We start from the raw sequence: 18,722 nt of genomic DNA, 5'->3' as shown, positions 1-18,722 counted from the left end.
AAGAACGTCAGCGGCGCCCGCGCGGCCAGGCCGATCGTCACGCCGAGCGCCGACGTCATGCCGCGGGACAGCTTGCGCACAGTGCGCTTGCGGGGCAGCTCGAACTCGTCCACGAGGGACTGTGCGAAGTCCTCGTCCCAGTGGGGAAAGAGGCGGCTGGCCAGGCTCAGCACGTGCCGGACCTGGTAGGCGGCCGGGTACTTCTGGCTCTCCTTGATGAAGACCACCTGCGTGAGCGCCCGGTCGTTCTCGAACGGGCGCTCACCGAAGAGCGTCAGGTCGCCGACGGTGACGCTGTTCTGGCCGGTGATCAGCTGCATCAGCGTGGTCTTGCCGGCGCCGTTGCGGCCGAGGAGTCCGTAGATCCTGTTTTCGGTCAGGGTGAAGGTGACGTCGTTCAGAGCGGTAACGTCGCCGAACCGCTTCGTGAGGCCGGCGGCCGCCACGACGCTCATCGCTGTTCCTCCCATGTCTCGATGAGCTTCTTCAGCTCTTCGGTGCCGATGCCGAGCTTGCGGGCCTCCTCGATGAGGGGACGCACGTACTGGTCGGAGAAGTCGAGCCGGCGACGTTCCCGAAGTGTTTCGCTGGCCCCCGTTGCCACGAACATTCCGATCCCCCGGCGCTTGTAGAGAATGCCGTCATCGACCAGGCGGTTGATCCCCTTGGCGGCGGTCGCCGGATTGATCCGGTGAAATGCGGCCAACTCGTTGGTGGACGGCACCTGGGTCTCCTCCGCGAGCGTTCCGTCGATGATGGAGTTTTCGATCAGCTCGGCGATCTGGACGAAGATCGGCCGATCGTCATCCATCCCGGCTCTTTGGTTCATTACTCATGTAGCTAACCATGGCACCAATGATCTCGGGCGTCAAGTGCCGTCGAGGAGGCTCGGGGCCCGATGGAGCGCAGGGGAGTACCTCGCTCAGGACAGGTTCGACTGCGACGGGTGACCGCCGGCGGGCGCACCGGCCCGGCCCGGGTCGTTCGTCGTGCTCTGGTGCGGCAGGTGGTCAGCGCGGCCGCCGGCCCGGCCGGTCGTCGTGCTCTGGTGCGGCAGGGGTCAGCGCCGCCGCCACGCGGCGGCCGGCCGGGTCAGGCCGTCGCGGGCAGCCAGGGCTCGATCGGCGTCGGGTCGGCGACGGCGGACTCGACCTCACGCCGCTCCGGACCGGTCAGGTTGAGTTGCCGGAGCCGGCCGCCCCACTCCGGCACCCGATCCAGCTCGTCCAGCGCCGTCGACAGCTCGATGAGCAGGGCCAGCGCCACCGCCTGCTGCACGGCCGGTGCGCCGTCGCCGTGCCGGCGCAGCCCGGAGTTGAGGGCCCGGAAGGCGGCCCGGTCGTCGTTCTTGAACTCGCGCAGGATCCGCGCGTTGTCCAGCACCCGGGCCAGCCCGTCCAGCCGCTTGGCGCCGCCGTACTCGACCTCGGTCGGTTCGTCCCGCTGGATGAAGATGATGGAGTTCCCCGACGGGTCCGTGACGGTGAACCGTGAGGCGCCGGGCCGGTACCGGGTGATCCGGGGCTGCCCCTTGGCGAGCACCTTCCCGTAGGTGCGGCGCATCGCCTCGGTGAACGCCGCGTGGTACGGCGCCACCGTGTCGACCATGACCAGGCACCCGCCGGTGATCTCCGCGCGGTCGGGACCGCCGGACCCGCGCCCGTAGTGCAGGTCGAGTCCGCGCCACCGGAACGCCAGGTACAGGTAGGGCCTGGTCTGTTCGTAGGTCACCGTGAAGCCCAACGCGCGCCAGAAGGCCAGCGTCTCCTCGGGTGCCACGCAGGGCAGCAGTGGGATGGCGGTTTCGTTGGGCCGCACCGTCTCGTCGAGCATCGTCAGCACCTCCGTCGGCGGCCGGGCGGAGCCAGCAGTCTGCCAAATCCGCGGCCGGCGCGCACATACCAGCAGTCGGCCGGCTACCGTGCGTGACGGGCTGGGCCGGGTCGCCGCCGAGGTGCCGGTCAGGGCTCATCCGGGGCGGTCACGGGTATCGGCCCCGGGCGTGTCTGCTGCTACGGTCGACATGTGATCGTCGAGGAACACTGGTGGAACGGGGACGCGTCCCCACGGGGACGTCGTGACGTCTACATCCGCACCGATGGTCAGCGCTGGGAAGTGCAGGCACAGATCGGTGGCGCACAGGGCCGCTCCAAGGTGCTCGAGTGCACCAGCCGTACCTCGGCGAGCATCCTCGCCGGGGCCTGGCGCGGGGCCAACCCGGGCTGGCGCGAGCTGACCCGCTGACCACCCCGACCGGCGGACCGGGCCAACGTCCGGTCCCGCTGGTCGCTACCCCGCTCGGCCACCAGCCCGCCCCACGGCGGGCCGTCCGGCCGTACCCGACCGGTTCATGCGGTCAGGCCCGCTCGCCGCGGCCATGCGGTCAGGCCGCGTCCGACCGGGCCAACCGGTGCAGGACGTCCCGGCAGCGGAGCAGCATCACGGTGATCTCGTCGAACATCGCCGCGTCGGTCCGCGCGCCCGGCCGCCACATGGCCCGCAGGGCGGCCTGGCTCACCGCGAGCTGGGTGCCGGCACCCTCGACCGCACCGACGTACTCCTGACGGTCCGCCGGTGGCACCCTTCCGGCGGCCGCACGGGCGGCCCGCAGCGCCGCCCCAGGCTGCGCGAAGACCGCCTCGGCGGTGGCGTCCGGGCCGGCGCCGATCGCGGCCAGCGTGTGCTCCAACTCGGTCGCCGCGACGGTCATCCGCCCGACCGCCGTCAGCGTGTCCCCGGCCAGTTTCACCACGGACCGACCCTACTGCCGGCCGGCAGGGCCGAGCCAGCCAGCGGCGGCCCGGGCGGGCCGCTCAGCCGGCGCGCAGCGCGTCCTCCACGCCGGTCTCGTGCCGTCCGAGGTGGACCGGGTCGCGCCCGGAGAGCGCGTCCACCGCCGCCTTCACGCAGGCGCCGTACTCCCGGGTGGCGCTGATCCGCCACGGGCGGGCGTACCGGCGGACGGTGTCGTCGCCGACCCCGTCGGCCTCGATGCCGAGGTGCCGGCAGAGCGTGACGGCCCGGGGCAGGTGGTAGGACTGGGTGACCACGATCGCCCGGCGTACCCCGAAGATCCGCCGGGCCCGGGCGCACGAGTCGTACGTGTCGAACCCGGCGTGGTCCAGCACCACCTTCCAGTCCGGCACGCCCCGCTCGACCAGCCAGTGCCGCATCGCGTCGGGCTCGTCGTAGTCGACGTTCATGTGGTCGCCGGAGACCAGGATGGCCCGGACCTTGCCGGCGGCGAGGAGCCGCTGCGCGATGGCCAGCCGGGCGGCGAGGAACGGCGAGGGCGTGCCGTCCGGGTTCACCTGGGCACCGAGCACCAGGGCGACCGGCGCCGCCGGCACGTCGGCCTCGGCGAAGACGTGCCCGTCGGCGCCGGTGCGGACCCAGGCCACGCTGGCCACCGTGGCGGCGGCGAGCAGCGCCACGCCGACCACGGCGGCGACGAGCACGCGGCGTAGACCCCGCTGGTGCCGCCGGCACCACCGCCTGACGACCGCCAACCGCTTCCGCATGCGAGGGATTATCCCCGGCTCGTGCCGACCGCGACGTCCCGCGGACCCGCTCCGGGACGCTGCCCGCGCGAGGCTCGCCGGCTAGCCCGCACCGTCGGCGGGGATGGGTGCGGGACGGCTCACGGCGCGGTCACGGCCCGGACCGCGTCCTCGATCCGGGCGGCGAGGAGGACCTCGCCCTCGGTGAGCGGGTCGCCGTCGCCGTGGCCCACCCTGATCTGGGTACGGCCGGCGCGGCGGCTGATCTCGGGGCGCAGGCGCAGCGCGTCGGCGACCACCGCGACCCGCTCGGTCAGCGCGGCGTGCTGGGTGTCGTCCAGGGCGAGCGTCCGGCGGATCTGCTCACCCTCACGGGTCCACCCGGACAGCAGGGCGAGGGCGTCGTTGAGGTAGTCATGCTTCTGGCGGCTGTTGAACAGCACGCGCATCACCGCACCTCCCAGGCGTCGTTGCCGGCTTGTGGCCAAATCGTCGCCATCCCGTGTCCTCGTCGACGCCCTCTAGTCTGTCGCCGCCCCGGTGGCGTGTCCACGCCCACACTTCCGTGTTCTGTTGGCCTGACGGCGGCGTCAGCTACCCAAACCGCCGATTGATCTGGCACGCTGGACGGCCGTGCGGACCGAACGGGTTAGCGGTGGCCGGCAGGCCGACCGGCGTGAGCCGAGGGTCGTGGTCGGGGCGGCGATCATCTCCGACGGCAGGGTGTTGGCGTGCGCGCGTGCCGCGCCGCCCGAGGTCGCCGGCCGCTGGGAGTTCCCGGGCGGCAAGGTGGAGCCCGGGGAGGCGGAGACCGCCGCGCTGGCCCGCGAGTGCGCCGAGGAGCTCGGCGTCCGCGTCGAGATCGGCGCCCGGGTCGGCCGCGACGTACGGATGGCCCACGGCCGCTCCGTGCTGCGGGTGTACGTGGCTCGCCTCCTCCATGGTGACCAGCCGGAGGCCCTGGAGCACTCCGACCTGCGTTGGCTCTCCGCCGGCGAACTCGACACCGTCGACTGGCTCCCCGCCGACGAGCCGGTGGTCGCCGCGCTGCGTCCCCTGCTCACCAACGGCTGAGCCGGGAAACCGGAAACGGGGGCGGAAAAGCGACGGGGGCCGGCGGCATCCGCCGCGGCCCCCGTCATGGTAGGTGTGCTGCTCAGTGCTTCGGCTCGTCCTGCTGCGGGTGGGCGAAGTTGAGGTGCTCGGGCGGCAGCGGGAAGGTGACGTCGTCGCCGAACGGCGACGGGGCCGCCGCCCGGTCGAAGGTCAGCTCGGTCAGCGGCAGCTTGCCGTTGACGTCGACCGCCGGGGCGGTCGGGTGCGGCACCTCGCGGTGCCAGTTGACGCCCTGCTGCGCCTCGCGCTCGGCCTGCGCGTCGTGCGAACCGCCCGCGTGCGAGTGCAGCCCGCCGTGGGTGGGGTCGCCGGTCACGGCACCGCTGGAATGCCCGCTGGTCACGCTGGTCTGAGGCACCTGACCCCTCCGGAAGATCTTGCTACCAAGCCACACGAGGGGATCGTACCTGCGGTCGACGACGCGTTCCTTCATGGGGATGATCCCGTTGTCGGTGATCTTGATGTGTTCGGGGCAGACCTCGGTGCAGCACTTGGTGATGTTGCAGAAGCCGAGCCCCATTTCGGCCTGCGCGTACTCCTTGCGGTCGGTCCGCGCGTCGAGCGGGTGCATGTCCAGCTCGGCGGCCCGGATGAAGAACCGCGGTCCGGAGAAGGCCGGCTTGTTCTCCTCGTGGTCCCGGATCACGTGGCAGACGTTCTGGCAGAGGAAGCACTCGATGCACTTGCGGAACTCCTGCGAGCGCTCGACGTCCACCTGCTGCATCCGGTAGTCACCGGGCGCGACGTCGGCCGGCGGCGCGAACGCCGGCGTCTCCCGGGCCTTCTCGTAGTTGAACGAGACGTCGGTGACCAGGTCCCGGATCACCGGGAAGGTGCGCAGCGGGGTGACCGTGACGGTCTCCGCCTCGTCGAACGTCGACATCCGGGTCATGCAGCTCAGCCGCGGCTTGCCGTTGATCTCCATGGAGCAGGAGCCGCACTTGCCGGCCTTGCAGTTCCACCGGCAGGCCAGGTCCGGCGCGTCGGTGGCCTGGAGGCGGTGGATCACGTCGAGGACGACCTCGCCCTCGTTGACCTCGACCTGGTAGTCCTGGAGGTCGCCGCCGGTCTCGTCGCCCCGCCAGATGCGGAACTGTCGCTTCGCGCCCGGCTTGCCGGTCGCCTGCTTCGGTTCAGTGCCCATTCCTCAGCGCTCCTCCTCGGCGAGGGCGTCGAACTCGACGAGTTCCTCGTCAGTCAGGTACTTGGCCAGCTCGGCGCGGTCGAACAGCGAGATCAGCTCGGGTCGCATCGCCGGCAGCGGCTTCTGGGTCAGCCGCACGACGTCGCCGTCCAGCGCGCAGACCAGGTTCACCCGCCGCCACTTCGGGTCCATGCCGGGGTGGTCCTCCCGGGTGTGCCCGCCGCGCGACTCCTGCCGCTCCAGGGCGGCCTTCGCGGTGCACTCCGAGACCACCAGCATGTTGCGCAGGTCCAGCGCCAGGTGCCAGCCCGGGTTGTAGCGCCGGCCGCCGGCCGCGCTCACCTTGGCCACCCGCTCGCGCAGCTCCGCCAGTCGGGCCAGCGCGTCGACCAGTTCGCCCTCCCGGCGGATGATGCCGACCAGATCACCCATCACGGCCTGGAGGTCCTGCTGCAGGGTGTACGGGCTCTCCCCGGTGTCCCGCTGCAGGGGCGCCAGCGCCGTCTCCACCGCGGCCTCCACGGCCGCCACCGCCACCTTGGGGCGCGCGGTGAGCTGGTCGGCGTACGAGGCGGCGTGCCCGCCGGCCCGCTTGCCGAAGACCAGCAGGTCCGACAGGGAGTTGCCGCCGAGCCGGTTCGAGCCGTGCATGCCACCGGAGACCTCACCGGCGGCGAAGAGCCCGCGCACGGTGCCGTACGCGGCACCGGAGTCCGGGTCCACCTCGACGCCACCCATGACGTAGTGGCAGGTCGGGCCGACCTCCATCGGCTCCTTGGTGATGTCGACGTCGGCCAGTTCCTTGAACTGGTGGTACATCGACGGCAGCCGGCGCCGGATCTCCTCGGCCGGCAGCCGGGAGGCGATGTCCAGGTAGACGCCGCCGGCCGGCGTACCCCGACCCTCCTTGACCTCGCTGTTGATCGCCCGGGCGACCTCGTCGCGGGGGAGCAGCTCCGGCGGGCGCCGGTTGTTGTCCGGGTCCTTGTACCAGCGGTCCGCCTCGGCCTCATTGTCCGCGTACTGCTTGCGGAAGACGTCCGGGACGTAGTTGAACATGAACCGCTTGCCCTCGGAGTTCTTCAGCACCCCGCCGTCGCCGCGGACCGACTCGGTGACCAGGATGCCCTTCACCGAGGGCGGCCAGACCATGCCGGTCGGGTGGAACTGGAGGAACTCCATGTTGATCAGGGTCGCCCCGGCGCGCAGCGCCAGCGCGTGACCGTCGCCGGTGTACTCCCAGGAGTTCGAGGTGACCTTGTAGGAGCGGCCGACGCCGCCGGTGGCCAGCACCACGGCCGGCGCCTCGAAGAGGACGAACTCGCCGGACTCCCGGTAGTAGCCGAACGCGCCGGCGACCCGGTCGCCGTCGAGCAGCAGCTCGGTGATGGTGGTCTCGGCGAAGACCTTGATCCGGGCCTCGTAGTCGCCGTGCTCCCGCTTGTCCTCCTGCTGCAGGGAGACGATCTTCTGCTGGAGGGTGCGGATCAGCTCCAGACCGGTCCGGTCGCCGACGTGCGCGAGCCGGGGGTACTCGTGGCCGCCGAAGTTGCGCTGGGAGATCTTCCCGTCCTTGGTGCGGTCGAAGAGCGCGCCGTACGTCTCCAGCTCCCAGATCCGCTGCGGGGCCTCCTTCGCGTGCAGCTCCGCCATCCGGAAGTTGTTGAGGAACTTGCCGCCGCGCATGGTGTCCCGGAAGTGCACCTGCCAGTTGTCCCGGGCGTTCACATTGCCCATCGCGGCCGCCGCGCCGCCCTCGGCCATCACCGTGTGCGCCTTGCCGAAGAGCGACTTCGAGATGATCGCGGTCTTCTTGCCGGCCAGCCGGGCCTCGATCGCCGCGCGCAGGCCGGCCCCGCCGGCCCCGATCACGACGACGTCGTAGTGGTGTCGTTCGATTCGCGTCTCAGTCATGTCCAGGCTTTCAGTTGATGAACCGCAGGTCGGGGAACCAGTCGGCGGCGATGGCCATGACGTAGAAGTCGGTGACCGCCAGGGTGCCGAGCGTGATCCAGGCGAGCTGCATGTGCCGGACGTTCAGCCAGGAGATGAAGGTCCAGGCCTTGTAGCGCAGCGGGTGCTTGGAGAAGTGCTTGAGCCGCCCGCCGATGATGTGCCGGCAGGAGTGGCAGGAGATGGTGTACGCCCAGAGCATCACCACGTTGCCGAGCAGGATGAGGTTGCCGAGCCCGAAGCCGAAGCCCTTCGGCGAGTGGAAGGCGTAGATGGCGTCGTACGTGTTGATCAGCGAGATGATCGCGGCGAGGTAGAAGAAGTAGCGGTGCAGGTTCTGGCCCAGCAGCGGGAAGCGGGTCTCGCCGCTGTACGCCTGGTGCCCGTCCGGGACCGCGCAGGCCGGCGGGGACAGCCAGAACGACCGGTAGTACGCCTTGCGGTAGTAGTAGCAGGTGAGCCGGAACAGCAGCAGGAACGGCAGGGTCAGCGCCGCGTCCGGGATGATCCACCAGCCGGGCAGGAACGAGCCGAAGTGCGAGGAGCCCTCGACGCACCGCTCGGTCACGCACGGGGAGTAGAACGGCGTCAGGTAGTGGTACTGGTCCACCCAGTACCACTTGTGCATGAAGACCCGGACCGTCGCGTAGATGACCCAGGCGCTGAGCCCGACGACGGTGATCAGTGGCGCGAACCACCAGCGGTCGGTTCGCAACGTCTTGGCAGCTATCGCGGCGCGTGCTCGCGCCCCTCGCGGCTGCGGTCTCGGCGTCGTCGCCGACGTTGATGTCATTCCAGTCGTCTCCCTGACGGTGCCCTCGCGGGGGCGGCGGATCACCTTTCGTACCGGCCAGCGGACCGGCGAGACCGCATCCACTGCCACGTCTTGCGCACGCATACGGCCGCGCCGGTGAACCGGCGCAGCTAAATGACACACGTTACGCCGATCTTCGCGGCCCGGCCGCGCAACGCAGTGTCCCGTGTGTCCCGCAGGTTGGAAAGACCCACGCCAAGATCAATGCTGCCGGTGCGGTGAACGGTGCGCCGACCGGTGCGTCAGCCGCGGTCGGCGGTGCGCTGACGGGGTGGGCGGCCGCGGCTCAGCCGGACGCCCCGCCGGTGAAGTGCCACGAGGCCAGCCGCAGCGGCGGCGCCTCCCACCACGCGCCGTCCACCCGGTCCGGCTGGCGCACCGGCGTCCGGCCCACGCCGAGCACCCGCGCCGGCCCCAGGGCCTGCGGATAGGACTCGGTGAAGCGGAAGTCGCGCACCGCCCGGGTCGGCACGCCGTCCTCGACCAGCCAGACCCCGTTGCGGGTCAGTCCGGTGATGACCAGGCGCTTCGGATCGAGCACCCGGGTGTACCAGAAGTCGGTGACCAGCAGCCCGCGCGCCATCCCGCCGACCAGCGCGGCGGTGTCCGGGTCGGCGACCGCCCCGGTCACTCCGCCGCTCAACTGCCCCGCCGCCGGGCCCGGCCGGTCCACGGCCGGCAGCAGGCGCAGGTTGTGCGGGATCGGGCCGAACGTCGACCCGCCGGGCATCCCGTGCCCGGTGGACCCGGTGCCCGCCTCGGCGCCGCTGCGCCGGTCGTGCGCCACCGCGCGGGTGGTGCCCGCCTCGACCAGGGGCAGCGGCCGTCGCGGCGTGCCCTCCAGGTCGTACGGCAGCCCCGAACCGTGCGTCGGATCGTCCACCAGGGTCACCGCCGGGTCGAACTGGGCGACACCCGGCTCGGCGAAGGACTGCCGCTCGAGGTACCGCTTGCCGTTGAAACCGAACCAGGCGAGGTTCTGCAGCACGTCGCCGACGGCGGCCGGTTCGAGCACCACCTCGTAGTGCCCCGGGGGCAGCTCGACCGGATCGGCCGCGGCCCGCGCCTTGGCCGCCGCCCGGGCGCCGAGCGCCGCGCCGTCGATCTCGGCGAGTCGGTCGGCGCAGAGCCGGGCCACCCCGTCGGACCCGCCGGTCCGCGCGATGCCGTCCATCGCCGCCTCGGCGGTACGCCCCACCGCCGAGTGCCCGGCCGAGTTGACGAACGCCCCCGACCGGTACGCCGTCCGGCAGTAGCCGGCCGCGGCCAGCCCTTCGACCGCGTCCACGAAGGCGCGTACCCGGGCGGCCCGTTCGTCGGGCGACGCCTCGGCGGTGGCCTCGTCGAAGACGGCCGGCGGCACCGGCGCCGCCGGGGCGAGCCCCGGCCAGGCCGGGTCGGGCGGGCAGAGCCGCGCCGCCGCCACGGTCCGCTCGACCAGCGTGGCCAGCCCGTCGGGGTCGACCAGGCTGCCGCCGCCCGCGGCGGTCCGCCCGTCCAGGTGCAGCCGGAGCCGCACCGTGGTGGCCGACTCGGCGACGTTCTGGTGGATGAACGAGTTGGCGAACCGGGTGAGCGCCAGGTCGGCCCGGGTCACGGTCACCTCGGCCTGCGCGTGCGGCCCGGCGAGCCGGCGGACCAGCTCCACCACCTGGCCGGCGAGGTCCAGTTCGCTCATGCCGACGCCTCGCTTCGCTCGGCCTCGGCATGAGGCACCAGCGGACTGTGTCGATGATTCGCTCGCTGACGCTCGGTCATGCCCGTACCCCCACTCGGACGTTGCGGAAGCGGGCCGGGGCGGCCGGGTGGCCGGTGTGCCCGGTCTGGCCGGGCTGCCCCTTGCCGCAGTTCGGCGTCCCCCACGGGACGATCTCCGAGGAGAGCATGTCCATCGAGCGCCAGAAGACCGGGCCGATCCCGGTGTAGGTGGGGTTGCGCAGCATCCGCCCCCGCCGGCCCTTCTTCACCTCCCAGCCGACCTCGCAGCCGAACTGGAAGTTGAGCCGCTTGTCGTCGATCGACCAGGACCGGTTGAGGTCCATCAGCACCCCGTCGTCGGTGCCGTCGATGATCTCGTCGAGGGTGTGCGGGCCCGGTTCGAGGCCCACGTTGGTCATCCGCACCATCGGCAACCGGGCCCAGCCGTCGGCCCGTACGCTGCCGCCGTAATCGAGACCGGCGACGGCGCCCGAGTCGCGGCCGGCGAGCACCCCCACCCAGCGGCCGGCGCGGACGGCGTCCCGCTTGACCGCCGGGGAGCCCTCGTCGTCGTAGCCGAAGCTGCCCAGCGCGCCGGGGATGGTCGGGTCGATGGTGATGTTCATCAGCTCGGAGCCGTAGCGGAGCGTGCCGAGCTGGGCCAGGTCCAGCCAGGAGGTGCCGGCGAAGGCGGCTTCCCAGCCGAGGATCCGGTCCAGCTCGATGGCGTGCCCGACCGACTCGTGGATCTGCAGGGCCAGCTGTTCGCCGCCGAGGATCAGGTCGGTCTCGCCGGCCGGGCACTCGGGGGCGGTGAGCAGCTCCCGGGACTCCTCGGCGATCCGCGCCGCGTGCGCGGCGAGGTCGAGCGAGGTGACCAGCTCCCAGCCGGTGGTGCCGTACTGGCCGCGGTAGCTCGGGTAGGACCGGCGCTGGGTCTCGCCGTCGCCGATGGAGGTGGCGGAGATGCCGCCGCCGCACTCCCGGATGCGCTGGTCGATCCGGTGCCCCTCGCTGGAGACGAACCACTTCGCGGTGTCCCAGACCTGGTAGAGCCCTTCGGCCAGGTCGGCGCCGTGCTCGCGCGCCGTCGCGGTGGCCCGGACCAGCAGGTCGCCCTTGTCGGAGAGCGGCACGCCGAGCGGGTCGACCTGGCAGGCCGAGGACCAGCTCGCCACGATGGCCTCGGCGGGGACCAGGTCGATCGGCGGGCCGGGCACCCGCGCGCTCGCGGCGGCGGTCGCCGCGGCGCGCCGGCCGGCTCCGCGGGCCGCGGTGTCGGACAGCTCGGGTACGGCGTGGAAGCCCCAACTCGACCCGACCAGCGCCCGGACGCCGAGGCCGATGCTCTCGTCCTGGGTCAGTTCCTCGATGTCGCCGTTGCGGGCCGACATCGACTCGTAGCGGCGGTGCATCACCCGGGCGTCCGCGTACCGCGCCCCGGCGTCGAGGGCGGCCTGGACAGCGGCGGTGGCCGCGTCGAATCCGGTCATGCGCCCGACCCTAGGCGACCAGGCCGACATCCGTCAGGGGACGAGATCCTCCGGCCGGATCGTCGCCCGGACGGGCTCGGTCAGCTCCAGCGAGTCGCCGGGTTTGGTCACCGAGTCTTCGCTGTAGTGCCGACCGTGCCGGCGGTAGAGGTGCAGGGTCCCGTTCTCCTGCTCGACGAGCAGGTACCACTCGATGCCCGCGGCAGCGTAGTAATGCATCTTGAGCACCTTGTCGGTGGCCGCGTTGCTCGGCGAGATGATCTCGCAGACCAGCCGGACGTCCTGCGCCTCGATCATCGGTTCGTCAAAGTCGATCGGCTGGGTGACGACCAGGTCGGGGATGGGGATCCGGCCCGGCTTGAGTCGAACGTTGACCGTCTCCAGCAGTTCCAGCCCGGCGCCGCGCGCCGCCTGCTCGAGGATGTTGCCGAGGTTTCGCTGGATGCGTTGGTGCCGTGGGGTGGGCGCTGGCGTCACGTGGAGGCTCCCGTCGAAGAGTTCGACGCGTTGCTGCGTCTCGCCGAGGGCGAGGTACTCCTCTTCGCTCCACGGGCCGTCGTGGTCGAACACCGCCGCGGTCATCCTCACCTCCACCTCGTACCGGCGCGAATCCTCCCTGGATCACCACCGCCATGGTCGCACCTCACGTGCGACAACGCGGCGGCGTTGCCCAGTCGCAACCATGAATGTCCAGGTGAGGGCTGTTCAGGTGGGAAACCCAGTCGTTACGCTCTGGCCGCTGACAGGCCGCGTTCTGTAGCTTATTTTCGCCTCCAGAAGTTTGTTGTAAGTTCTCTTCGTCACAGAGGGAGGCGGTCATGGGCAGGTCGGAGACAACGCCGTCCGGGGAGCCGGACCGCCCCGAGGTGCCGGCGCAGCGCACCGGCGAGGACGGCCCCTATCTGCGGGTCAAGGACCTTCGCGTGCGGTTCGAGACCGAGGACGGCGTGGTGCGGGCCGTCGACGGGGTCTCGTTCGCCGTCGAGCGCGGCCGGACGCTCGGCATCGTGGGCGAGTCCGGTTCGGGCAAGAGCGTCACCTCGCTGGCGATCCTCGGCCTGCACAACACCAAGCGGGCCACCATCACCGGGGAGATCTCCGTGGGCGGCCGCCAACTGGTCGGCCTGCCGGAGGAGCAGGTACGCCGGCTGCGCGGCCGGGACATGGCGATGATCTTCCAGGACCCGCTGTCGGCGCTGCACCCGTACTACACGGTGGGCCGGCAGATCGCCGAGGCGTACCGGGTGCACCATCCGCGGGCCGGTAAGCGGGAGGCGCGCACCCGGGCCGTGGACATGCTGGGCCGGGTCGGCATCCCGCAGCCGGCGAAGCGGTTCGACCAGTACCCGCACGAGTTCTCCGGCGGCATGCGACAACGGGCGATGATCGCGATGGCCCTGGTCAACGACCCGGACCTGGTGATCGCCGACGAGCCGACCACGGCGCTGGACGTGACCGTGCAGGCCCAGATCCTGGACCTGCTCAGCGACCTCCAGGACGAGTTCCGGTCGGCGATCATCCTGATCACCCACGACCTCGGGGTGGTCTCCCAGGTGGCCGACGACGTCCTGGTCATGTACGGCGGCCGGGCCGTCGAGCACGGCAGCGTGGAGCAGGTGCTGCGGCGGCCGCAGCACCCGTACACCTGGGGGTTGCTGTCGAGCGTGCCGTCGCTGCACGGCGACGCCGACGCGGACCTGGTGCCGATCAAGGGCAACCCGCCGTCGCTGATCAACCTGCCGTCGGGGTGCGCCTTCCACCCGCGCTGCCGCTACGCGGACCGCAACGGCGACCGGTCCCGGACCGAGGTGCCGGAGCTGCGGTCGGCCGGGGAGGCGGGCCACCTGGTCGCCTGCCACCTGCCGGCCGAGGAGCGCACCCGGCTCTACCAGCAGGACATCGCGCAGGTGGGAGTGGCCCGATGAGCACCGAGACCGAACCGCTGCTGCGCGTGCGCGGGCTGACCAAGCACTTCCCGGTCCGCGACGGGTTCCGCTCCCCGGGTGCCGTGCGCGCGGTCGACGGGCTGGACTTCGACGTCCGCCCGGGCGAGACGCTGGGCCTGGTCGGGGAGTCCGGCTGCGGCAAGACCACCACCGGCCGGATGCTGGTACGGCTGCTCGAACCGACCTCCGGCACCATCGAGTTCGCCGGGCGGGACATCACCCACGCCCGGCGCCGGGAGCTGCGGCCGCTGCGGCAGGACCTCCAGATCATCTTCCAGGACCCGTACGCCTCGCTGAACCCACGGCACACCGTCGGCCGGATCGTGGCCATGCCGTTGCAGGTCAACGGCATCGACCCGCCGGGCGGGACGAAGAAGCGGGTGCAGGAACTGCTGGAACTCGTCGGGTTGAACCCGGAGCACTACAACCGCTACCCGCACGAGTTCTCCGGCGGCCAGCGGCAGCGCATCGGCATCGCCCGCGCGCTGGCGCTGCGACCCAAGCTGATCGTCGCCGACGAGCCGGTCAGCGCGCTGGACGTCTCGATCCAGGCGCAGGTCATCAACCTGCTGCGCGACCTGCAACGCGAACTCGACCTGGCGTTCGTGTTCATCGCCCACGACCTGGCGGTGATCCGGCACTTCTGCCACCGGGTCGCGGTGATGTACCTCGGCAAGATCGTCGAGATCGGCGACCGCGACGACATCTACGAGCGGCCGCAGCACCCGTACACCCGGGCGCTGCTGTCGGCGATCCCGGACGTGACGGCGCTCGGCCCGGCCGGGCGGATCCGGCTCACCGGCGACGTGCCGACCCCGCTCAACCCGCCCTCGGGCTGCCGGTTCCGGACCCGCTGCTGGAAGGCGCAGGAGCGGTGCGCCGAGGAGGAGCCGGCCCTGATCGCCCGCGACGGTGGTCCCCAGGTCACCGCCTGCCACTTCCCCGAGCAGGGAACGATCGCCGCTGGTCCGGCGCAGGGGTCGGGCGGCGCCGGGAACAGCGAGGCCGTGGCGGTGTCGCCCGTGAGCGCGCAGTCGCGAACTGAGGAGGCAGGGTGAGCGCGAGGAGCGAGCCGGTTTTGCGAGCCCCGCAGTCGCGAACTGAGGAGACACCGTGAGCCTGTCACCGGTCGAGAGCACGGCGCGGGCCGAGATCGAGCCGGCGGCCGACACCGTCAAGCCCGACGAGCGGGCCTTTGTCGGCCGGTCGCCGGGCCAGCTCGCCTGGGCCCGGCTGCGCCGGGACCGCACCGCGATGGTCAGTGGTGTGGTGCTGGTCTTCTTCATCGTGCTGGCACTGGCCGCGCCGTTGGTCTCCAGGCTGTACGGGGTCGGCCCGAACGAGCAGTTCCAGCAGTTGTTGGACGGCAACGGGATGCCGCTGGGCTACGTCGGCGGGATCACCGGCGACCACTGGTTCGGGCTGGAGCCGCGGCTGGGCCGGGACATCTTCATCCGGATGGTCTACGGCATGCGGACGTCGCTGTTCATTGCGTTCGCCGCTGCCCTGGTGACCACGGCGATCGGCGTGGTGGCCGGCATCATCGCCGGTTATCTGGGCGGGATCGTCGACACGGTGATCAGTTGGATCACCGACGTGGCGCTGGCCCTGCCGTTCCTCATCTTCGCCCTCGCCGTGGTGCCGACCGTGGCGCTGCGCTTCTACGGCCCGCGTGAGGAGGTGCCGCCGTCGTTCCAGGTGGCCGTGCTCATCGGGATCTTCGCCGCGTTCGGCTGGACGAGCACCGCCCGGCTGGTCCGTGGCCAGGTCATCTCGCTGCGCGAACGGGAGTTCGTGGAGGCGGCGCGGGCCAGTGGCGCCGGGCTGGGACACATGCTCTTCCGGCAACTCCTGCCCAACCTCTGGGCGCCGATCCTGGTCGCCTTCTCGCTCGCTGTGCCGCAGTACATCACCGGTGAGGCGGCGCTCTCCTTCCTCGGCATCGGCATCCTCGAACCGACCGCCGACTTCGGCCGGATGATCTTCCAGAGCATCCCGTACCTGCAGACCGACGCGGCGTACGTGTTCTTCCCCGGCGTCACGATCTTCATCCTCGTGCTCGCCTTCAACCTGCTCGGCGACGCGTTGCGTGACGCGCTCGACCCGAAGTCGTCCCGGTAGGGGTGGATGCGATGAGCGCGCGGAGTGCGGCGGGGCGGAGCCCCGCAGTCGCGAGTGAAGGAAAGTTCTGATGACCCGATTCCTGGTACGCCGGCTGCTCACCGCGGTGCTCACCCTCTTCGCGGTGAGCGTGCTCAGCTTCCTGATGTTCTTCGGCCTGCCCCGGGACCCGGTCAGCGGCATGTGCCCGAAGAACTGCAACGCGGAGCGGCTCGAGCGGGTCCGCGAGGAGTTGGGCCTGCGCGATCCGCTGCCCGAGCAGTACGCCAATTACATGAAGGGCATCGTCACGGGCCGGGATCTGGGCAGTTCCCAGGGCGGTCGGTGCGACGCCCCGTGCCTCGGCTACTCGTACGTCAACAGCGAGGCGGTGACCGATACGCTCGCCCGGGTGCTCCCGGTGACGCTCAGTATCGTCCTCCCGGCCGCGGTGCTCTGGCTGGTGCTCGGCGTCGGGCTCGGCATGATCTCGGCACTGCGGCGGGGCACGGTGCTGGACCGGCTGGCCATCGGCTTCTCGCTGGCCGGCGCCTCGATGCAGCTCTACTTCGTCGGCGCGGTACTGCTACTGATCTTCACCTACAACCTGCGGATCACCCCGACGCCGGGCTACACCTCCATCTTCGACAACCCGGTGAAGTGGGCCAGCGGGCTCGTGCTGGCCTGGGTGTGCCTGGCCTTCCTCTTCTCCGCGGTCTACGCCCGGCTGTCCCGGGCCCAGATGCTGGAGACCCTGTCAGAGGACTTCGTCCGCACCGCGCGGGCCAAGGGCCTGGCCAAACCCAAGGTGTACGGCCGGCACGCACTGCGCGCGGCGATCACCCCGATCGTCACCATCGCCGGCCTGGACGTGGGCAGCGCGCTCGGCGGCACGGTGATCACCGAGACCACCTTCGGCATCCAGGGCCTGGGCCGGACGGCGGTGGATGCGGTCCGGTCGGGCGACCTGCCGACCATCATGGCCACCGTGCTGATCTCGGCGGTCTTCATCGTGGTCGCCAACATCGTGGTCGACGTGCTCTACGCCGCCATCGACCCCCGGGTCCGGTTGCGATAGCGCAACGGCCCCGGGCAGGGCATGGAGAAATCCACCGCTCTCTGTTACACAAACCGTAGTTTTCCTACGTCGTCTGACGAGGCTCCAGATAGGGAGGTGGCGCAGATGCGCCTGAAGAGGGCAGCCGCCGCCGGCGGCGCGCTCGCACTGCTCGCGGTGATGGGTGCGTGCAGCGAGAACAAGGGCACCGACGGCGACACCGGTGCCGACCGGGTGCAGAGCGGCTCGATCGCCACCGACCCGAAGGACTCGATGGGTCCGGCCGCCGAGGTCCCGGGCGCCGCCAAGGGCGGCACCTTCCGGGTGATCCGGGAGACCAAGATCTCGCACATCGACCCGCAGCGGGTCTACTCGTTCGCCGGCCTGATGAACGCCCCGCTCTACAGTCGATTCCTGACCACGTTCAAGGACGACGGCTCGGGCAAGGTGACCCTGGTCGGCGACCTGGCCGAGACCCCGGGCACGGACGTGAACAAGGACTGCAAGGTCTGGGAATTCAAGATCAAGGACGGGGTGAAGTTCGAGGACGGCAGCCCGATCACCGCCAAGGAGATCGCGTACGGCATCGCCCGCTCCTTCGACCCCGACCTCACCGGCGGCCCCACCTACCTGCAGGAGTGGCTCGCCAACGACCCGCAGTACGACACCAAGTGGAACTTCAAGGCCAACAAGACCTCGCTGCCGCCGGGGCTCACCACCCCGGACGCGAAGACGCTGAAGTTCGAGTTCGCCAAGCCGCACTGCGACCTGCCGTTCGCCGCGTCGCTGCCGTACACCGCGCCGCTGAAGCCGGAGAAGGACACCGGCGTCAACCTGGACAACCAGCCGTTCTCCTCCGGGCCCTACAAGATCACCAAGAACACGGCCGGGGTCGAGCTGGTGATGGAGCGGAACGAGAACTGGGACCCGAAGACCGACCCGGTGCGCCACGCGTACCCGGACAAGATCGTCTGGACCTTCGGCCCGGACTCAGAGGCGGGCGCCAACCGGGTGATCGCCGACAACGGCGACGACCAGGCGGCGCTGGGCTGGAACGGTGTGCCCTCGGCGCTGGTGGCCCGGGTCACCGGCGACCCGGCACTCAAGGACCGCTCGGTGCGCGGCCAGACCCCGAGCATGTGGCGGCTCGACATCAACACGCAGCGGGTCACCGACCTGGCGGTGCGGCAGGCGCTGAACTACGCGATCGACCGGGACGGCTTCGTCAAGGCGTACGGCGGTGAGGCGTCGGCCAAGGCGGTCACCACTCTGATGCCGCCGTCGACCATCGGCTGGGAGAACTACGACGCCTACCCGGCCGGCCCGAGCGGCAACGCCGACAAGGCCAAGGAGCTGCTCGCCGGCAAGACCCCGGAGCTGGTGCTCGGCATCAGCGACGACTCGCCGGAGCTGGCCACCCAGCTCAAGAGCAACCTGGAGAAGGCCGGCTTCAAGATCACCGTGAAGACCATTCCGACCGACGCCAAGCTCGACGAGGTCGGCAAGAAGAACAACCCGTACGACCTCTACATCAGCCAGTGGGCCGCCGACTGGCCCAGCGGCGCGGCGATCCTGCCGGTGCTCTTCGACGGCCGCACCATCAAGGCGGAGAACAACAGCGACACCTCGTACGTGAACAGCGACGAGATCAACAAGGAGTTCGACCGGGTTCTCGCCATGCCCGCCGCCGACCAGGGCAAGGAGTGGGCCAAGCTGGACAAGCGGATCATGACCGAGCTGGCCCCGGTCGTGCCGCTCTTCGTCGAGCAGGGCTACTACCTGCACGGCTCCAAGGTGGGCGGGATCTACCTGTCCAGCATCTTCGGGTACCCCGCGCTGATCAACGCGTACGTCACGCAGTAACCGCTTGATCGAAGGGGCCCTTGCCCGACACCCCGGTG

The 18,722-nt window shown here is 70.9% G+C and carries 18 protein-coding genes and 1 pseudogene; 7 read left to right on the top strand and 12 right to left on the bottom strand.

Annotated features, from left to right (window positions below):
- Positions 1 to 50: 50 nt before the first annotated feature.
- The 3 genes and pseudogenes from AB0I11_RS05585 to AB0I11_RS05575 all read right to left on the bottom strand — a co-directional run.
- A pseudogene (locus AB0I11_RS05585) lies at positions 51 to 455 on the bottom strand (ATP-binding cassette domain-containing protein); the annotation flags it as partial.
- Positions 452 to 811, bottom strand: coding sequence for a GntR family transcriptional regulator (locus tag AB0I11_RS05580; RefSeq protein WP_357313932.1), 360 nt, complete (start codon positions 809 to 811; stop codon positions 452 to 454). The gene AB0I11_RS05580 and the pseudogene AB0I11_RS05585, both read right to left, overlap by 4 nt.
- Positions 812 to 1,092: 281 nt before the next feature.
- Positions 1,093 to 1,833 (bottom strand): glyoxalase, encoded by a 741-nt coding sequence (locus AB0I11_RS05575; RefSeq protein WP_357313927.1) that lies wholly within the window; start codon positions 1,831 to 1,833, stop codon positions 1,093 to 1,095.
- A gap of 192 nt (positions 1,834 to 2,025) precedes the next feature.
- Here AB0I11_RS05575 and AB0I11_RS05570 point away from each other — a divergent pair, with 192 nt between their 5' ends.
- Positions 2,026 to 2,244: a hypothetical protein gene (locus AB0I11_RS05570; protein ID WP_357313924.1), complete on the top strand. Its 219-nt coding sequence runs from the start codon at positions 2,026 to 2,028 to the stop codon at positions 2,242 to 2,244.
- Positions 2,245 to 2,383: 139 nt separating this feature from the next.
- Here the strand turns inward: AB0I11_RS05570 and AB0I11_RS05565 are convergent, their stop codons facing one another.
- From AB0I11_RS05565 to AB0I11_RS05555, 3 genes are all read right to left on the bottom strand, one after another.
- Positions 2,384 to 2,752: a hypothetical protein gene (locus AB0I11_RS05565; RefSeq protein ID WP_357313921.1), complete on the bottom strand. Its 369-nt coding sequence runs from the start codon at positions 2,750 to 2,752 to the stop codon at positions 2,384 to 2,386.
- Positions 2,753 to 2,813: 61 nt separating this feature from the next.
- Positions 2,814 to 3,521 carry an ElyC/SanA/YdcF family protein gene (locus AB0I11_RS05560; protein ID WP_357313917.1) on the bottom strand — a complete coding sequence of 236 codons (708 nt, stop codon included), beginning with the start codon at positions 3,519 to 3,521 and terminating at the stop codon, positions 2,814 to 2,816.
- A 119-nt stretch (positions 3,522 to 3,640) separates the two neighbouring features.
- Positions 3,641 to 3,949, bottom strand: a complete 309-nt coding sequence (locus AB0I11_RS05555) for a 4a-hydroxytetrahydrobiopterin dehydratase (RefSeq protein ID WP_357313914.1) — start codon at positions 3,947 to 3,949, stop codon at positions 3,641 to 3,643.
- 184 nt (positions 3,950 to 4,133) lie between these two features.
- Between AB0I11_RS05555 and AB0I11_RS05550 the strand changes: the two genes are divergently transcribed.
- Positions 4,134 to 4,574, top strand: a complete 441-nt coding sequence (locus tag AB0I11_RS05550; protein ID WP_357313910.1) for a (deoxy)nucleoside triphosphate pyrophosphohydrolase — start codon at positions 4,134 to 4,136, stop codon at positions 4,572 to 4,574.
- Positions 4,575 to 4,656: 82 nt separating this feature from the next.
- Here the strand turns inward: AB0I11_RS05550 and AB0I11_RS05545 are convergent, their stop codons facing one another.
- From AB0I11_RS05545 to AB0I11_RS05520, 6 genes are all read right to left on the bottom strand, one after another.
- Positions 4,657 to 5,760 carry a succinate dehydrogenase/fumarate reductase iron-sulfur subunit gene (locus AB0I11_RS05545; RefSeq protein WP_357313907.1) on the bottom strand — a complete coding sequence of 368 codons (1,104 nt, stop codon included), beginning with the start codon at positions 5,758 to 5,760 and terminating at the stop codon, positions 4,657 to 4,659.
- Positions 5,761 to 5,763: 3 nt separating this feature from the next.
- The gene (locus AB0I11_RS05540; RefSeq protein WP_357313903.1) at positions 5,764 to 7,674 is read right to left on the bottom strand and encodes a fumarate reductase/succinate dehydrogenase flavoprotein subunit; all 1,911 of its coding nucleotides are present in this window, start codon (positions 7,672 to 7,674) and stop codon (positions 5,764 to 5,766) included.
- Positions 7,675 to 7,684: 10 nt separating this feature from the next.
- A complete protein-coding gene (locus AB0I11_RS05535) occupies positions 7,685 to 8,506 on the bottom strand; it encodes a hypothetical protein (RefSeq protein ID WP_357313898.1) in 822 nt (273 codons plus the stop codon).
- A 307-nt stretch (positions 8,507 to 8,813) separates the two neighbouring features.
- Positions 8,814 to 10,205, bottom strand: coding sequence for a metallopeptidase TldD-related protein (locus tag AB0I11_RS05530; protein WP_357313895.1), 1,392 nt, complete (start codon positions 10,203 to 10,205; stop codon positions 8,814 to 8,816).
- Positions 10,206 to 10,281: 76 nt separating this feature from the next.
- Positions 10,282 to 11,718, bottom strand: a complete 1,437-nt coding sequence (locus AB0I11_RS05525) for a TldD/PmbA family protein (protein WP_357313890.1) — start codon at positions 11,716 to 11,718, stop codon at positions 10,282 to 10,284.
- Positions 11,719 to 11,751: 33 nt separating this feature from the next.
- On the bottom strand, positions 11,752 to 12,300 hold the full coding sequence (locus tag AB0I11_RS05520; protein ID WP_357313886.1) for a Uma2 family endonuclease: 549 nt from the start codon (positions 12,298 to 12,300) through the stop codon (positions 11,752 to 11,754).
- A gap of 236 nt (positions 12,301 to 12,536) precedes the next feature.
- On the opposite strand from AB0I11_RS05520, the gene AB0I11_RS05515 reads away from it, so the two are divergent.
- The 5 genes from AB0I11_RS05515 to AB0I11_RS05495 all read left to right on the top strand — a co-directional run bounded on the left by AB0I11_RS05515 (position 12,537) and on the right by AB0I11_RS05495 (position 18,684).
- Complete coding sequence (locus AB0I11_RS05515) at positions 12,537 to 13,643, top strand: ABC transporter ATP-binding protein (protein WP_357313881.1); 1,107 nt, start codon at positions 12,537 to 12,539, stop codon at positions 13,641 to 13,643.
- The gene (locus AB0I11_RS05510; protein ID WP_357313876.1) at positions 13,640 to 14,722 is read left to right on the top strand and encodes a dipeptide ABC transporter ATP-binding protein; all 1,083 of its coding nucleotides are present in this window, start codon (positions 13,640 to 13,642) and stop codon (positions 14,720 to 14,722) included. The genes AB0I11_RS05515 and AB0I11_RS05510 overlap by 4 nt, the downstream gene beginning before the upstream one ends.
- Positions 14,723 to 14,777: 55 nt before the next feature.
- Positions 14,778 to 15,785: an ABC transporter permease gene (locus tag AB0I11_RS05505; RefSeq protein WP_357313873.1), complete on the top strand. Its 1,008-nt coding sequence runs from the start codon at positions 14,778 to 14,780 to the stop codon at positions 15,783 to 15,785.
- Between the two features lie 70 nt (positions 15,786 to 15,855).
- Positions 15,856 to 16,842 (top strand): ABC transporter permease, encoded by a 987-nt coding sequence (locus tag AB0I11_RS05500; RefSeq protein WP_357313868.1) that lies wholly within the window; start codon positions 15,856 to 15,858, stop codon positions 16,840 to 16,842.
- Positions 16,843 to 16,947: 105 nt separating this feature from the next.
- Positions 16,948 to 18,684 (top strand): ABC transporter substrate-binding protein, encoded by a 1,737-nt coding sequence (locus tag AB0I11_RS05495; protein ID WP_357313865.1) that lies wholly within the window; start codon positions 16,948 to 16,950, stop codon positions 18,682 to 18,684.
- The last annotated feature ends 38 nt before the right edge of the window (positions 18,685 to 18,722 follow it).

The sequence above is a fragment of the Micromonospora sp. NPDC050495 genome, from assembly GCF_040655175.1.
In the GTDB taxonomy this organism is placed as follows: domain Bacteria; phylum Actinomycetota; class Actinomycetes; order Mycobacteriales; family Micromonosporaceae; genus Micromonospora.
Note: the sequence above shows the minus strand (reverse complement) of the source record. Positions and strands in the feature narration are given on the sequence as shown.

Coding starts and splice junctions, on each gene's coding strand:
- AB0I11_RS05560 (WP_357313917.1), bottom strand. CDS start 3,521: ATGCGGAAGCGGTTGGCGGTCGTCAGGCGGTGGTGCCGGCGGCACCAG.
- AB0I11_RS05580 (WP_357313932.1), bottom strand. CDS start 811: ATGGATGACGATCGGCCGATCTTCGTCCAGATCGCCGAGCTGATCGAA.
- AB0I11_RS05575 (WP_357313927.1), bottom strand. CDS start 1,833: ATGCTCGACGAGACGGTGCGGCCCAACGAAACCGCCATCCCACTGCTG.
- AB0I11_RS05540 (WP_357313903.1), bottom strand. CDS start 7,674: ATGACTGAGACGCGAATCGAACGACACCACTACGACGTCGTCGTGATC.
- AB0I11_RS05525 (WP_357313890.1), bottom strand. CDS start 11,718: ATGACCGGATTCGACGCGGCCACCGCCGCTGTCCAGGCCGCCCTCGAC.
- AB0I11_RS05555 (WP_357313914.1), bottom strand. CDS start 3,949: ATGCGCGTGCTGTTCAACAGCCGCCAGAAGCATGACTACCTCAACGAC.
- AB0I11_RS05520 (WP_357313886.1), bottom strand. CDS start 12,300: ATGACCGCGGCGGTGTTCGACCACGACGGCCCGTGGAGCGAAGAGGAG.
- AB0I11_RS05495 (WP_357313865.1), top strand. CDS start 16,948: ATGCGCCTGAAGAGGGCAGCCGCCGCCGGCGGCGCGCTCGCACTGCTC.
- AB0I11_RS05515 (WP_357313881.1), top strand. CDS start 12,537: ATGGGCAGGTCGGAGACAACGCCGTCCGGGGAGCCGGACCGCCCCGAG.
- AB0I11_RS05535 (WP_357313898.1), bottom strand. CDS start 8,506: ATGACATCAACGTCGGCGACGACGCCGAGACCGCAGCCGCGAGGGGCG.
- AB0I11_RS05530 (WP_357313895.1), bottom strand. CDS start 10,205: ATGAGCGAACTGGACCTCGCCGGCCAGGTGGTGGAGCTGGTCCGCCGG.
- AB0I11_RS05500 (WP_357313868.1), top strand. CDS start 15,856: ATGACCCGATTCCTGGTACGCCGGCTGCTCACCGCGGTGCTCACCCTC.
- AB0I11_RS05510 (WP_357313876.1), top strand. CDS start 13,640: ATGAGCACCGAGACCGAACCGCTGCTGCGCGTGCGCGGGCTGACCAAG.
- AB0I11_RS05545 (WP_357313907.1), bottom strand. CDS start 5,760: ATGGGCACTGAACCGAAGCAGGCGACCGGCAAGCCGGGCGCGAAGCGA.